The organism is Rubrivivax albus (assembly GCF_004016515.1).
GTDB lineage: Bacteria > Pseudomonadota > Gammaproteobacteria > Burkholderiales > Burkholderiaceae_C > Rubrivivax > Rubrivivax albus.
Genome location: NZ_SACT01000001.1, coordinates 986022 through 1001394 on the forward strand (window position 1 = coordinate 986022; position 15373 = coordinate 1001394).

At 68.2% G+C, this 15373-nt stretch carries 10 protein-coding genes and 3 tRNA genes; 11 read left to right on the top strand and 2 right to left on the bottom strand.

Features of this window, described 5'->3' with window-relative positions; all coding sequences use genetic code 11:
• The first annotated feature begins 87 nt into the window (after positions 1-87).
• From lon to ENE75_RS04665, 10 genes are all read left to right on the top strand, one after another.
• Positions 88-2514 carry an endopeptidase La gene (lon, locus tag ENE75_RS04620; protein ID WP_128196049.1) on the top strand — a complete coding sequence of 809 codons (2427 nt, stop codon included), beginning with the start codon at positions 88-90 and terminating at the stop codon, positions 2512-2514.
• 39 nt (positions 2515-2553) lie between these two features.
• Positions 2554-2629: transfer RNA gene (locus ENE75_RS04625), tRNA-Gly, on the top strand.
• 80 nt (positions 2630-2709) lie between these two features.
• A tRNA-Cys gene (locus tag ENE75_RS04630) sits at positions 2710-2783 on the top strand.
• 99 nt (positions 2784-2882) lie between these two features.
• Positions 2883-2973, top strand: a tRNA-Leu gene (locus ENE75_RS04635).
• Between the two features lie 32 nt (positions 2974-3005).
• The gene (locus ENE75_RS04640; protein WP_128196051.1) at positions 3006-4310 is read left to right on the top strand and encodes an MFS transporter; all 1305 of its coding nucleotides are present in this window, start codon (positions 3006-3008) and stop codon (positions 4308-4310) included.
• A 76-nt stretch (positions 4311-4386) separates the two neighbouring features.
• Positions 4387-5136 carry an electron transfer flavoprotein subunit beta/FixA family protein gene (locus ENE75_RS04645; protein ID WP_128196053.1) on the top strand — a complete coding sequence of 250 codons (750 nt, stop codon included), beginning with the start codon at positions 4387-4389 and terminating at the stop codon, positions 5134-5136.
• Positions 5136-6068, top strand: coding sequence for an electron transfer flavoprotein subunit alpha/FixB family protein (locus ENE75_RS04650; RefSeq protein ID WP_128196055.1), 933 nt, complete (start codon positions 5136-5138; stop codon positions 6066-6068). Before ENE75_RS04645 ends, ENE75_RS04650 begins: the two co-directional genes overlap by 1 nt.
• 69 nt (positions 6069-6137) lie before the next feature.
• Positions 6138-7913 carry an acyl-CoA dehydrogenase gene (locus ENE75_RS04655; protein WP_128196057.1) on the top strand — a complete coding sequence of 592 codons (1776 nt, stop codon included), beginning with the start codon at positions 6138-6140 and terminating at the stop codon, positions 7911-7913.
• Positions 7913-8872: an NAD(P)H-dependent flavin oxidoreductase gene (locus ENE75_RS04660; RefSeq protein ID WP_199232212.1), complete on the top strand. Its 960-nt coding sequence runs from the start codon at positions 7913-7915 to the stop codon at positions 8870-8872. Before ENE75_RS04655 ends, ENE75_RS04660 begins: the two co-directional genes overlap by 1 nt.
• A 14-nt stretch (positions 8873-8886) precedes the next feature.
• Positions 8887-10140, top strand: coding sequence for a metal-dependent hydrolase family protein (locus tag ENE75_RS04665; RefSeq protein WP_128196061.1), 1254 nt, complete (start codon positions 8887-8889; stop codon positions 10138-10140).
• Between the two features lie 74 nt (positions 10141-10214).
• On the opposite strand, the gene ENE75_RS04670 is transcribed toward ENE75_RS04665, so the two are convergent.
• Both ENE75_RS04670 and ENE75_RS04675 read right to left on the bottom strand, forming a co-directional pair.
• On the bottom strand, positions 10215-11795 hold the full coding sequence (locus ENE75_RS04670; protein WP_128196063.1) for an ABC transporter substrate-binding protein: 1581 nt from the start codon (positions 11793-11795) through the stop codon (positions 10215-10217).
• A gap of 118 nt (positions 11796-11913) precedes the next feature.
• Positions 11914-12201: a hypothetical protein gene (locus ENE75_RS04675; protein ID WP_375138463.1), complete on the bottom strand. Its 288-nt coding sequence runs from the start codon at positions 12199-12201 to the stop codon at positions 11914-11916.
• 294 nt (positions 12202-12495) lie between these two features.
• Between ENE75_RS04675 and ENE75_RS04680 the strand changes: the two genes are divergently transcribed.
• On the top strand, positions 12496-15354 hold the full coding sequence (locus ENE75_RS04680) for a 2-oxoglutarate dehydrogenase E1 component (protein WP_128196067.1): 2859 nt from the start codon (positions 12496-12498) through the stop codon (positions 15352-15354).
• The last annotated feature ends 19 nt before the right edge of the window (positions 15355-15373 follow it).

Here is a 15373-nt window from a genome sequence, read left to right on the forward strand (position 1 = left end):
CTCCGGTCCTGCCCGCCGCGCGGCGCGGTCGGTGGGCCTTGCAAACCCCGTCGCGGGCCCCAACTGGGACCGTGAAAGGAAGACTCCATGTCCGGACACCCCATCCTCCCCTCGGAACCCATCACCCTGCCGCTGCTGCCGCTGCGCGACGTGGTCGTGTTCCCCCACATGGTGATCCCGCTGTTCGTCGGGCGCCCGAAGTCCATCAAGGCGCTCGAAGCCGCGATGGAAGCCGGCCGACAGATCATGCTGGTGGCGCAAAAGTCCGCCGGCAAGGACGAGCCCAAGGCCGACGACATGTTCGAGATCGGCTGCGTCAGCTCCATCCTGCAGATGCTCAAGCTGCCCGACGGCACCGTGAAGGTGCTGGTCGAGGGCATCCAGCGCGCGACCACCGAGTCCATCACCGAGCAGGACGAGCACTTCATCGGCATCGTGGTCCCTGTGGCGCCGGAAGCCGAGCCGTCGCCCGAGGTCGAGGCCCTGCGCCGAGCCGTGACGCAGCAGTTCGACCAGTACGTCAAGCTCAACAAGAAGATCCCGCCGGAGATCCTGACCAGCATCTCCGGCATCGACGACGCCGGCCGCCTGGCCGACACCATCGCCGCGCACCTGCCGCTCAAGCTCGAGGCCAAGCAGTCGGTGCTCGACATCCCGTCGGTGGCGCGGCGCCTGGAAAAGCTGCTCGAACTGCTCGAGCACGAGGTGGACATCCTGCAGGTCGAGAAGCGCATCCGTGGGCGCGTCAAGCGCCAGATGGAGAAGAGCCAGCGCGAGTACTACCTCAACGAGCAGGTCAAGGCGATCCAGAAGGAACTCGGTGACGGCGAAGAAGGCGCCGACATGGAGGAGCTCGAGAAGAAGATCAAGGCTGCGCGCATGCCGGCCGAGGCGCGCAAGAAGGCCGAGAGCGAGCTCAAGAAGCTCAAGCTGATGTCGCCGATGAGCGCCGAGGCCACGGTGGTGCGCAACTACATCGACGTGCTGACTGGTCTGCCCTGGGCCAAGAAGACCAAGATCAAGCACGATCTCAAGCTCGCCGAGGATGTGCTCAACGAGGACCACTTCGGCCTCGAGAAGGTCAAGGACCGCATCCTCGAGTACCTGGCGGTGCAGCAGCGCGTGGACAAGGTCAAGGCGCCCATCCTGTGCCTGGTCGGCCCCCCGGGCGTGGGCAAGACCTCGCTCGGCCAGAGCGTGGCGCGCGCCACCGGCCGCAAGTTCGTGCGCATGGCGCTGGGCGGCATGCGCGACGAGGCCGAGATCCGCGGCCACCGCCGCACCTACATCGGTTCGATGCCGGGCAAGGTGCTGCAGAGCCTGAGCAAGGTCGGCACCCGCAACCCGCTTTTCCTGCTCGACGAGATCGACAAGCTGGGCATGGATTTCCGCGGCGACCCGAGCAGCGCGCTGCTCGAGGTGCTGGACCCGGAGCAGAACCACACCTTCGGCGACCACTACGTCGAGGTCGATTTCGACCTGTCGGACGTGATGTTCGTGGCCACCAGCAACAGCATGAACATCCCGCCGGCGCTGCTGGACCGGATGGAAGTCATCCGCCTGGCGGGCTACACCGAGGACGAGAAGCTCAACATCGCCCAGCGCTACCTGCTGCCCAAGCAGCAGAAGAACAACGGCGTCAAGGACGAGGAGCTCGAGGTCACCGAGGCCGCCATCCGCGGGATCATCCGCTACTACACGAGGGAAGCCGGCGTGCGCTCGCTCGAGCGCGAGCTCAGCAAGATCTGCCGCAAGGTGGTCAAGGGCATCCAGCTCAAGAGCTACGAGGGTCGGGTGGTCGTCACCGAGGACAACCTCAACGACTTCCTGGGCGTGCGCAAGTTCGACTTCGGTCGCGCCGAGAAGACCAACCAGGTCGGTCAGGTCGTGGGCCTGGCGTACACCGAGGTGGGTGGCGATCTGTTGACCATCGAGGCGGCGGTGATGCCCGGCAAGGGCAACATCATCCGCACCGGCCAGCTGGGCGACGTGATGAAGGAGTCGGTGGAAGCCGCGCGCTCCGTCGTGCGCGCCCGCGCGCGCCGCCTGGGCATCAAGGACGAGATGTTCGAGAAGCGCGACATCCATATCCACGTGCCCGACGGCGCCACGCCGAAGGACGGCCCGAGCGCCGGCGCGGCGATGACCACGGCCTTCGTCTCCGCGCTCACTGGCATCCCGGTGAAGGCGACGGTGGCGATGACCGGCGAGATCACGCTGCGTGGCGAGGTCACGGCCATCGGCGGTCTCAAGGAGAAGCTGCTGGCCGCTCACCGCGGTGGCGTGAAGACCGTGCTGATCCCGGAGGAGAACGTCAAGGACCTGCAGGACATCCCGGCCGCGGCCCGTGACAACCTCGAGATCGTGCCGGTGCGCTGGATCGACCAGGTGCTGAAGATCGCGCTGGAGAGCGAGCCCAAGCCGCTGCCCGACGAGGAGGCCGTGGCCAAGCCCGAGGCGGCCGCCGCACCGGCGGTTGCCCCTTCAGCGGGGTCGGATGCTCTGCCCCATTGAAGAGCCCTGAAAACCCTGTTATAGTGTGAGGCTGACGACGCGGGAATAGCTCAGTTGGTAGAGCGCAACCTTGCCAAGGTTGAGGTCGCGAGTTCGAGCCTCGTTTCCCGCTCCAAGTTGCTCGACGGAAAGAAGGAAGCCACGGGCTTCCTTTTTTCTTGCCACAATGTGGCGCAGTTGTAGCAGCAACCGCACGGCGCGATAGCAAAGCGGTTATGCAACGGATTGCAAATCCGTCTAGCCCGGTTCGACTCCGGGTCGCGCCTCCAGACACGACGAAGCCCCGGCATTGCCGGGGCTTCGTGCTTTCTGGCTTGCCGCGGCGGGCGACCTCGGCCGGCCGCCCATAATCCGCCGGCCAGCACCGGGCCCGGATGGCGAAATTGGCAGACGCAGCGGACTTAAACTCCGCCGCCCCCTGACCGGGGCGTACCGGTTCGATCCCGGTTCCGGGCACCAGTCCACCCGACCGCCTTCCTGGAATCCGACCCATGGCCCTGTCCGCGCGCGAGTCCCTGAACCCCGGTGTCGCCAAGCGCGAGGTCTTCGGCTGGGCGATGTACGACTTCGCCAACTCCGGCTACACGACCGTGGTGCTGACGGCGGTGTTCAACGCCTACTTCGTCGGCGTGGTGGCCGGCAATGCCGACTGGGCCACCTTTGCCTGGACGCTGACGCTGTCGCTGTCCAGTGCCATCGTGATGCTGACCATGCCCACGATCGGTGCCTATGCCGACCTGCGCGCGGCCAAGAAGCGGTTGCTGGTGTTCGCCACCGTCGGCTGCGTCGTGGCGACCGCGCTGCTGGCGCTGGCCGGGCCTGGCGACCTCTGGCTGGCGGTGGCCGCGGTCATCGTCTCCAACCTCTGCTATGCCTACGGCGAGGCGCTGATCGCCGCCTTCCTGCCTGAACTGGCGCGGCGCGATGCCCTGGGCAAGGTCTCCGGCTGGGGCTGGAGCTTCGGCTACTTCGGCGGCATGCTCACGCTGGGCCTGAGCCTCGGCTTCGTGATCTGGGCCCAGGGCCAGGGCTGGCCGGCCACCCGTTTCGTGCCGGTGACGATGTTGATCACCGCGGCGGTCTACCTGTTGGCGGCGCTGGTGACCTTTGCGCTGCTGAAGGAACGCGCCGTGCCGCAACCCCAGGCGCTGGAGGCGGGCGGCCTGGTGGCCTCGCTGCAACGGCTGCGGCGCACGTGGCAGGAGGCGCAGCGTTATCGCGACTTCGTCTGGCTGATGGCCTGTGCCGTGGCCTACCAGGCCGGCATCGCGGTGGTCATCGCCCTGGCCGCGGTGTACGCCGAACAGGTGCTGGGCTTCCAGCAGACGCAGACCATGATGCTGGTCTTCCTGGTCAACATCGCCTCGGCGGTGGGCGCGTTTGCGTTCGGCTACTGGCAGGACCACATCGGCCACCGCCCCGCGCTGGCCGTCACGCTGTGGGGCTGGGTGGTGATGACCGTGCTCGCCTTCCTGGCCGAGACGGCCACGCTTTTCTGGGTCGCGGCCGTCTTTGCGGGCCTGTGCATGGGTTCCAGCCAGTCGGCGGGGCGTGCGCTGGCGGCGCTGTTCGCCCCGGAGACCCAGCGTGCCGAGTTCTTCGGGCTGTGGACCTTCGCCACCCGCCTGTCGGCCATCGTCGGCCCGCTGACCTACGGCCTGGTCACGCTGCTGACCGCCGGCAACCACCGCCTGGCCATCCTGTCCACCGGCCTGTTCTTCCTGGCCGGCATCGTGCTGCTGACGCGCGTGGACGTCCAAAGGGGTGCCCGTGCTGCGCTGCACGATGTAAAATAGCACGGTCGTTCGATTTTGGCCGTCCCAGCCTAGAATCGACTGCAAATCTGTCTTTCCATCCACAGGAGCTGCGCGAATGAAGGTGCTGGTACCGGTCAAGCGCGTCGTCGACTACAACGTGAAGGTTCGCGTGAAGTCCGACGGCAGCGGGGTCGACATCGCGAACGTCAAGATGAGCATGAACCCCTTCGACGAGATCGCCGTCGAGGAGGCCGTGCGGCTGAAGGAGAAGGGCGTGGTCACCGAGGTGATCGCGGTCTCCTGCGGCGTCACGCAGTGCCAGGAGACGCTGCGCACGGCGATGGCCATCGGCGCCGACCGTGCCATCCTGGTGGAGACCGACGTCGAACTGCAGCCGCTGGCCGTGGCCAAGCTGCTCAAGGCCGTGGCCGACAAGGAGCAGCCGCAACTGGTGATCCTGGGCAAGCAGGCCATCGACGACGACTGCAACCAGACCGGCCAGATGCTGGCCGCGCTGGCCGGCTGGCCGCAGGGCACCTTCGCCAGCAAGGTGGTGGTCGACGGCGGCAAGGCCCAGGTCACGCGCGAGATCGACGGCGGCCTGGAGACGGTGGCGCTGACGCTGCCGGCCGTGGTGACGACCGACCTGCGCCTCAACGAGCCGCGCTACGTCACGCTGCCCAACATCATGAAGGCCAAGAAGAAGCCGCTGGACGTGCTCAAGCCGGCCGACCTGGGTGTGGACGTGACCCCGCGCATCACCACGCTGAGCGTGGCCGAGCCGCCCAAGCGCGGCGCCGGCATCAAGGTGCCCGACGTGGCCACCCTGGTGGACAAGCTGAAGAACGAAGCGAAGGTGATCTGATGGCTGCCCTTGTCATTGCCGAACACGACAACGCGTCGATCAAGGGCGCGACCCTGAACACCGTCAGCGCTGCCGCCGCCTGCGGCGGAGACGTGCACGTGCTGGTGGCCGGCCACGACGCCGGTGCCGCCGCACAGGCCGCCGCGCAGATCGCCGGCGTGGCCAAGGTGCTGCATGCCGACGCCGAAGGCCTGGCCCATGGCCTGGCCGAGAACATGGCCGCGCAGGTGCTGGCCATCGCGAAGAACTACAGCCACATCCTGTTCCCGGCCACTGCCGGCGGCAAGAACGTGGCCCCGCGCGTGGCCGCGCTGCTGGACGTGGCCCAGGTCAGCGACGCCACCAAGGTCATCGACGCCGACACCTTCGAGCGCCCGATCTACGCCGGCAACGCCATCGCCACGGTCAAGAGCGCCGACGCCATCAAGGTGATCACCGTGCGCACCACGGCCTTCGACCCGGCCGCCGCCAGCGGCGGCAGCGCCGCGGTCGAGAGCCTGGCCGCGGCGGCCGACGCCGGCAGCAGCGCCTTCGTCGGCAGCGAGATCGCCAAGCTCGACCGGCCGGAGCTCACCGCCGCCAAGATCATCGTCAGCGGCGGCCGCGCGATGGGCAGCAGCGAGAAGTTCAACGAGGTGCTCACACCGCTGGCCGACAAGCTCGGTGCCGCGCTCGGCGCCAGCCGCGCCGCGGTGGACGCCGGCTACGCGCCCAACGACTGGCAGGTGGGCCAGACCGGCAAGATCGTCGCGCCGCAGCTCTACGTGGCCTGCGGCATCAGCGGTGCCATCCAGCACCTGGCCGGCATGAAGGACTCGAAGGTGATCGTCGCGATCAACAAGGACCCCGAGGCGCCCATCTTCAGCGTGGCCGACTACGGCCTCGAGGCCGACCTGTTCCAGGCCGTGCCGGAACTGATCGAGAAGCTCTGACCGAGCCATCCGCACCGAGGGCGCCACGGGAGACCTGGCGCCCTCGTGCCATGTGAAGGAGAAAGACCCATGACCTACCGCGCCCCCGTGCGGGACATGATGTTCGTGATCCAGGAACTCGCCGGCATCGATGCCGTGGCGCAGCTGCCTGGCTTCGAGGAGGCCGGCGCCGACACTGCGCAGGCGGTGCTGGAAGAGGCCGCGAAGTTCAACGAAGGTGTGGTCGCGCCGCTGAACTGGACCGGTGACCAGCAGCCCTCCGCGCTGAAGGACGGCGTGGTCACCACCACGCCCGGCTTCAAGGACGCCTTCAAGGCCTTTGCCGAAGGCGGCTGGCAGGGCCTGCAGCACCCGGCGGACTTCGGCGGCCAGGGCCTGCCCAAGACCATCGGTTTTGCCTGCACCGAGATGCTCAACAGCGCCAACCTCAGCTTCGCGCTCTGCCCGCTGCTGACCGACGGCGCCATCGAGGCGCTGCTGACCGCCGGCTCGCCGGAGCAGCAGCAGGCCTACATCCCGAAGATGGTGTCCGGCGAGTGGACTGGCACCATGAACCTCACCGAGCCGCAGGCCGGCAGCGACCTGGCCGCGGTGCGCACCCGGGCCGAGCCGCAGCCCGACGGCACCTACCGCATCTTCGGCACCAAGATCTTCATCACCTACGGCGAGCACGACATGGCGGACAACATCGTCCACTTGGTGCTTGCGCGCGTCACCGGCGCGCCCGAGGGCGTGAAGGGCATCAGCCTGTTCATCGTGCCCAAGGTGATGCCTGACGGCAGCAGCAACGACGTGCACTGCGTGAGCCTGGAGCACAAGCTGGGCATCAAGGCCAGCCCCACGGCCGTGCTGCAGTACGGTGACCACGGTGGCGCCGTGGGCTACCTGGTGGGCCAGGAGAACCAGGGCCTGGCCTACATGTTCGTGATGATGAACGCGGCGCGCTATGCCGTGGGCATGCAGGGCGTGGCGCTGGCCGAGCGGGCCTACCAGAAGGCCGTGGGTTACGCGCGCGACCGTGTGCAGGGCAAGGCGGTGGACGGCTCCACGCCTGCGGGCGGCGGCATCATCCACCACCCGGACGTCAAGCGCATGCTGATGACGATGCGCGCGCTGACCGAGGGCTGCCGCGCGATGGCCGGCGTGGCCGCGGCCGCCTACGACGCGGCGCACGCGCATCCGGACGCCGCCACGCGTGCGCAGAACCAGACCTTCTACGAGTTCATGGTGCCGCTGGTGAAGGGCTTCTCCACCGAGATGAGCCTGGAGGTCGGCAGCCTGGCCGTGCAGGTGCACGGTGGCATGGGTTTCATCGAGGAAACCGGCGTGGCGCAGATGTACCGCGACGCCAAGATCCTGACCATCTACGAAGGCACGACGGCCATCCAGGCCAACGACCTGGTGGGCCGCAAGACGGTGCGCGATGGCGGAGCTGCCGCCAGGGCCATCGCCGGCCAGATCGAGGCCACCGAGGCGGAACTCGCGAAGCGCGACAGCGTGGCCGCCCGCGGCATGCTGCTGCGCCTGCGCGCGGCGCGAGAGGCCTTCGTCGACGTCGTGAACTGGATGGCCGCCGAAGGCAAGGCCAACCCGGGCGGCGTCTACGCCGGTTCGGTGCCCTACCTGATGCTGGCCGGCAACCTGATGGCCGGCTGGCAGATGGCGCGAGCGCTGATGGTGGCCGAGGACAAGCTCGCCGCCGGCGAGGACGCCGAATTCATGCGCGCCAAGATCGCCACCGCGCGCTTCTACGCCGACCACATCCTCAGCCGTGTGCCCGGCCAGCGCGACAGCGTCGTCGCCGGTGCCGATGCGGTGATGTCCATGCCCCTGGAGGCCTTCTGATGCCCTTGCCCCCCGTCCTGCAGAACCTGCCGCTGCCCATCATCGGCTCGCCGCTGTTCATCGTCAGCAACCCCAAGCTCGTGATCGCGCAGTGCACGGCCGGCGTCGTCGGCTCGATGCCGGCGCTCAACGCGCGCCCGGCGGAGCAGCTCGACGAGTGGCTGGCCGAGATCACCGAAGGCCTCGCGGCCTGGAACAAGGCGAACCCGGACCGCCCGGCCGCGCCGTTCGCCATCAACCAGATCGTGCACAAGACCAACGACCGGCTCGAGCACGACATGGTGGTCTGCGCGAAGTACAAGGTGCCCATCGTCATCACCAGCCTGGGCGCGCGCACCGACATCAACGACGCGGTGCACGCCTGGGGCGGCGTGGTGCTGCACGACATCATCAACAACGCCTTCGCGCGCAAGGCCATCGAAAAGGGCGCCGACGGCCTGATCGCCGTGGCCGCCGGCGCCGGCGGCCACGCGGGCGTGAAGAGCCCGTTCGCGCTGATCCAGGAGATCCGCGAGTGGTTCGACGGCCCGCTGGCGCTGTCGGGCTCCATCGCCACCGGCGGCGCGGTGCTGGCGGCGCAGGCCATGGGCGCGGACTTCGCCTATATCGGCAGCGCCTTCATCGCCACCGACGAGGCGCGCGCCAGCGAGGCCTACAAGCAGTGCATCGTCGACAGCAACAGCGACGAGATCGTCTACTCCAGCCTCTTCACCGGCGTGCACGGCAACTACCTCAAGCCGTCGATCCGCAACGCCGGCATGGACCCGGACAACCTGCCGGAGAGCGACCCGAGCAAGATGAACTTCGGCGGCGGCGACAGCGCCAAGAAGGCCTGGAAGGACATCTGGGGCTGCGGGCAAGGCATCGGCGCCGTGAAGGCCGTGGTGCCGGCGCGGGAGATGTGCGAGCGGCTGGCGCGTGAATACCGCGAGGCGCGCGCGCGCGTCTGCGGCGGCTGAGCGGCAGACGCACGATGGGCCGCCCCGCCGTCCGCCAGGTCATCCGCCACGCGCGGGTGTTCGACAGTGCCGCCGCCGTCTTCCGCGACGACTGCAGCGTCGTCATCGAGGACGACCGCATCGTCCACGTCACGGCCGAGCCGCTGCAGGTCGACGACGTCGCGCGCAGCATCGATGCCGGCGGCCGCGCGGTGCTGCCGGGCCTGATCGACGCCCACGTGCACGTGGTGGCCACCTCGCACGACCTGGCGGCCTCGGCGCTGGCGCCGGCCTCGCTGGTAGCGGCGGAGAGCGGCCAGTTGATGTCGGCCATGCTGCGTCGCGGCTTCACCACCGTGCGCGACGCCGCCGGGGCCGACCGCGGCCTGCGCGAGGCGGTGGCGCGTGGCCTGTTCGAAGGGCCGCGCCTGTTCATCGCCGGCCAGCCCATCTCGCAGACCGGTGGCCACGCCGACATGCGGCCGCAGGGGGTGCGTCAGCCGATGTTCTGCGCCTGCGCCGGCCTGGGCATCGCCGGCGCCATCGCCGACGGCGTGGGTGAGGTGCGGCGCGCGGTGCGCGAGCAGGTGCGCCAGGGCGTGGACCAGATCAAGATCATGGCCGGTGGTGGCGTTTCCAGCCCCAACGACCCGATCGACGGCACGCAGTTCAGCATGGAGGAACTGCGCGCGGCGGTGGAGGAGGCCGAGGCGGCCAACCGCTACGCGCTGGCCCATGCCTATTCGCCCCGGGCGGTGACGCGCGCGGTGCAGGCCGGCGTGCGCAGCATCGAGCATGGCAACCTGATCGACGAAGCCACCGCACGCGTGATGAAGACGCACGGCACCTACTTCGTGCCCACGCTGGCCACCTACGCCGCGCTGGCCGACGAGGGCGAGCGCCTGGGCTGGTCGCCGGCGATGCTGGAGAAGCTGAAGTACGTGGCCGACCGCGGCCTGGAGGCGGTGCGCATCGCGTATGCCGAAGGTGTGCCGGTGGTCTTCGGCACCGACCTGCTGGGCCACATGCATGCCCGCCAGAACAGCGAGTTCACGCTGCGGGCGCCGGCCGTTGCGCCGCTGGCGCTGCTGCAGAGCGCCACGTTCACGGCGGCGCGCCTGATGGGGCAGGAACGCCACATCGGCGTGCTGGCGCCGGGCGCGCTGGCCGACCTGCTGATCGTCGACGGCGACCCGGCGACGGGCCTGGACATGCTGGCCACGCCTGAAACCGGCATCCGGCTGCTGATGCAGGGCGGGCGGGTGATCACGGACCGGCTGGCCGCCTGAAGCCTCGGCCGCCACGATGACCCACGATGAGAAAGGGGCCCCGCAGGGCCCCTTCGCACGTCAGCCGAGGCCGATCACTTCACCGACGTGAACCGCGCCTCCGGCCGGTCGTCCGAGCGGTGGATGGTCGTCACGTTGGTCTTCATCGCCCAGGGGCGCATCTGGTGGTGCAGCGGGATCAGCAGCACCTCGTCGCGCGTGCGGACCAGGGCATCCTTGATCATCGCGTTGCGCTTGGCAGTGTCGACCTCGGTCTTCATCGCGTCGACCAGCTTGTCCACCTCGGGGTCGTTGATCTTCGAGAAGTTGAAGTTGCCGTCGGCGCCCGAGGTGCGGGTGCGCACCAGCGACTGCAGCGTGTACTGCGCGTCATAGGTGGCCACGCCCCAGCCCAGCAGGTACAGCGAGGTGTCGAATTTCTGCACCTTCTGGATGAAGGTGGCCATGTTCTCGGCCACGAGGTCCACCTTCACGCCCAGCTTTGCCCACATGGCCGACACCGCCTGGCAGATCTGCTGGTCGTTGACGTAGCGGTTGTTCGGGCAGTTCATCTGCACCGTGAAGCCGTTGCCGTAGCCGGCTTCGGTCATCAGCGCCTTGGCCTTGGCCAGATCCACCTTCACCGGCTTGTCCACCTCCGGCGAGTTGCCGTTGACGCCCGGCGCCACCATCACTCCAGCAGGGATCGACAGGCCGCGCATGATGTTGCGCTTGATGGCCTCGCGGTCGATGGCCATGCTCAGCGCCTGGCGCACGCGCTTGTCGGCGAACGGGTTCTTGCCCTTGACGTTGCTGAACTTCAGTTCCGGGCTGCCGATGTCGGGCGCCAGGTAGATGGTGCGCACCTCGGGGCCGTCCAGCACCTTCAGGCCCGGCGAGCGGCGCAGGCGATCCACGTCCTGCGTCGGCAGGTCGGTGAGCATGTCGATCTCGCCCGACAGCAGCGCCGCCACGCGCGTGGCCTGGTTGGCGATCGGCGTGTAGACGACCTGGTCGACGTTGCCGGTGGTCTTGTCCCACCAGGCGTCGTTGCGCGACATCAGGATGCGCTGCTCCGGCTGCCAGCCCAGGATCCTGTACGGGCCAGTGCCGTTGACGTTGCGCGAGGCGAAGTTCTCTTCCTTGGCCTTGTAGTCCTGCGTCTTCGTGGTGTTGTTCTTTTCCGCCCATGCCTTGCTCATGATGCGGAAGTCGATGATGTTGCGCAGCAGGATGGGCTGCGGCGCCGACAGGATCACGTCGATCGTGTGGCTGTCGATCTTCTTGATCTCGGAGATGCCGGTGACGTAGATCTGCATCGTGCCCTGCGGCTGGCGGATGCGGTCGAAGGAGAACAGCACGTCATCGGCGGTGAAGGGCGAACCGTCGTGGAATTTCACGCCCTTGCGCAGTTCGAAGCGCACCTGCGTGGGGCTCATGATGGTCCACTTGGTGGCCAGCGCCGGTTCGATCTCGCGGTTCACGCCGTAACGGGTCAGGCCCTCGTAGGCGTGCATCAGGATGGCGTTGGTCGTCGCGTGGTTCTGCGAATGCGGGTCCAGCGTCAGGATGTCGTTCTGCGCGGCCCAGCGCAGGGTGGCCGCCGTGGCCGGCACACTCACGGCCAGTGCCGAGGTGGCGAGTGCGGCCGCAGCGAGCAGGGCGTTCAGCTTCATCGAAAGTGCTCCAGGGTGAACGGGAAAACCGAATCGTAGGTCCGCAACCCGGTGGTCGCGGTCCGTATCTACCCGGGAAGCAAGCGGTGTACCGGCGTTGCCGACGGCCTTGCGACGCTCAACTGGTCGACAATGCCGCGTCACAGCCCTGGCCGGCGGCGATCCAGCGGGCGGCCGCCCGGCGTGTCCAGGCTGCCGGCAGCCAGCGGACGAAGCGGCGGGGCTGGGCCAGCAGGCCGCAGCGGTAGCGTGCGCCGTCCCAGGCCAGGGCGCGACAGCGGCCCTGCCGGCGGCCTGACACCCAGATGCCGGCCGGGCAGGGCGCCCAGGCGCAGCACACACCGCAGCCGTTGCAGGTCGCGCCTTCGACAGGTTTGGCCGGCGCGTCCGCGCGCAGACGAATCACGCGCCGGGGCGGATGGTCTCGGGAAGGGGACGGCATCTGTCGCATCGAGCCGACAGTTTGCCCGGCCGCGGCGTGCACCGTCAGCGAATGTGAAGGGTTCGCGCGCTCCAATTCGGGGCGGCGCGCAGGCACGGGTGTACAGTCCGGGCCTGACAGAAGAGGTCCTTCCTCGTCCCCTTGCCCGCAACCTGCGGCAAGGCGGGTCGCAATCCGCCAACCGGTGCAGCCGGGGCCGCGGAAGGTTGATCAACCCATCGGAGCCCCGGCAGACCCGGAGCGAAAGGTGAGCGAGACATGATGGAGCAATACAGGGCGAACTCGTACCTGTTCGGCGGCAACGCCCCGTACGTGGAGGAGTTGTACGAGGCCTACCTCGACAACCCCGGCAGCGTCCCTGACAACTGGCGGGCCTACTTCGACAACCTGCAGCATGTGCCGGCCGTCGATGGCACCGAGGCGCGCGACGTCGCCCACCTGCCGGTGATCCAGTCCTTCGCGCAGCGCGCCAAGGCCAACGCCTTCGTCAACCGCGTCAGCGGCGACGAGCTCGTCATCGCGCGCAAGCAGCTGATGGTGCAGAGCCTGATCGCCGCGTACCGGTCGCTGGGAGCGCGCTGGGCCGACCTGGACCCGCTCAAGCGCCTGGAGCGCCCGAAGATCCCCGAGCTGGAGCCGGCGTTCTACGACCTGAACGAGTCCGACATGGACACCACGTTCAGCGCCACCAACACCTACTTCAGCAAGGCGGAGCACATGACGCTCCGCGAGATCCTGAAGTCGCTGCGCGAGACCTACTGCGGCACGATCGGCGCGGAGATCATGCACATCACGCAGCCGGTGGAAAAGCGCTGGTGGCAGGAGCGGCTGGAGAGCGTGCGTGGCAAGGCCACGTTCACCGCCGACCAGAAGAAGCACATCCTCGACCGCCTGACTGCTGCCGAAGGCCTGGAACGCTACCTGCACACCAAGTACGTCGGCCAGAAGCGCTTCTCGCTGGAAGGCGGCGAGAGCTTCATCGCGTCGATGGACGAACTGATCCAGCGCGCCGGCAGCCAGGGTGTGCAGGAGATCGTCATCGGCATGGCCCACCGCGGCCGCCTGAACGTGCTCGTCAACACCCTGGGCAAGATGCCCAAGGACCTGTTCGCCGAGTTCGACCACACCGCGCCTGAGCAGTTGCCCGCCGGTGACGTGAAGTACCACCAGGGCTTCTCGAGCGACGTCACCACCCCCGGCGGCCCGGTGCACCTGAGCCTGGCCTTCAACCCCAGCCACCTGGAGATCGTCAACCCGGTGGTCGAGGGTTCGGTGAAGGCGCGCATGGAGCGCCGCGGCGACGCCACCGGCGCCCAGGTGCTGCCGGTGCTGGTGCACGGCGACGCGGCCATCGCCGGTCAGGGCGTGGTGCAGGAGACGCTGGCGCTGTCGCAGACGCGCGGCTACTACACCGGCGGCACGGTGCACATCGTCATCAACAACCAGATCGGCTTCACCACCAGCGACCCGCGCGACGCGCGCTCGTCGCTGTACTGCACCGACGTGGTCAAGATGATCGACGCCCCGGTGCTGCACGTGAACGGCGACGATGCCGAGGCCGTGGTGCTGTGCACGCAGCTGGCCATGGACTACCGCCACCAGTTCAAGAAGGACGTGGTCGTCGACATCGTCTGCTTCCGCAAGCTGGGCCACAACGAGCAGGACACGCCCAGCCTGACGCAGCCGCTGATGTACAAGAAGATCGCGGCCCACCCGGGCACGCGCAAGCTGTACGGCGATAAGCTGGTGGCCCAGGGCGTTCTGCCGGCCGAAGGCCCCGACCAGATGGTCAAGGCCTTCCGCGCCGCGATGGACGAAGGCCGGCACACGGTGGACCCGGTGCTGACCAACTTCAAGAGCAAGTTCGCCGTCGACTGGGCGCCCTTCCTCGGCAAGAAGTGGACCGACGCGGCCGACACCGCGCTGCCGCTGGCCGAGATCAAGCGCCTGTCCGAGCGCGTGACCACGGTGCCGGACAACTTCAAGGTGCACCCGCTGGTCGAGAAGGTGCTGGCCGACCGCGCTGCCATGGGTCGGGGCGAGATCAACGTCGACTGGGGCATGGGCGAGACGCTGGCCTATGCGTCGCTGGTGGCCAGCGGCTACGCCGTGCGGCTGTCCGGCGAGGACTGCGGCCGCGGCACCTTCACCCACCGCCACGCCGTGCTGCACGACCAGAACCGCGAGCGCTGGGACACCGGCACCTACGTGCCGCTGGAGCATGTGGCCGAGGGCCAGGCGCGCTTCACGGTGATCGACTCGCTGCTGTCGGAAGAGGCGGTGCTCGGTTTCGAGTACGGCTACGCCAGCGCCGAGCCGAACACGCTGACGATCTGGGAGGCCCAGTTCGGCGACTTCGTCAACGGCGCGCAGGTCGTGATCGACCAGTTCATCGCCAGCGGCGAGGTCAAGTGGGGCCGCGCCAACGGCCTGACGCTGATGCTGCCGCACGGCTACGAAGGCCAGGGCCCGGAGCACAGCTCGGCGCGCCTGGAGCGCTTCATGCAGCTGGCCGCGGACAACAACATGCAGATCTGCCAGCCGACGTCGGCGGCGCAGATCTTCCACCTGCTGCGCCGGCAAATGGTGCGCCAGTTCCGCAAGCCGCTGATCATCCTCACGCCCAAGAGCCTGCTGCGCGCCAAGGACGCCACCTCGCCGCTGAGCGAGTTCACCAAGGGCGAGTTCAGGACCGTGAACCCCGAGGTCGACACGTCCATCGTGCCGTCCAAGGTCAAGCGCGTGATCCTGTGCTCGGGCAAGGTGTACTACGACCTCGCACGCAAGCGGGCCGAGAAGGGCGTGGACGACGTCGCCATCATGCGCATCGCCCAGCTCTACCCGTTCCCGCACAAGAGCTTTGCGGCGGAAATGAAGAAGTACCCGAACGCCACCGATGTCGTGTGGTGTCAGGACGAGCCCCAGAACCAGGGCGCCTGGTTCTTCATCCAGCACCAGATCCACGAGAACATGCTCGAGGGTCAGCGGCTGGGCTACGCCGGCCGCGCCGCGTCGGCATCACCCGCGGTCGGCTACGCCCACCTGCACCAGGAGCAGCAGAAGGCGCTCATCGAGCAGGCCTTTGGCAAGCTCAAGGGCTACGTGCTGACCAAGTGACCCCGAACACGACGACGAA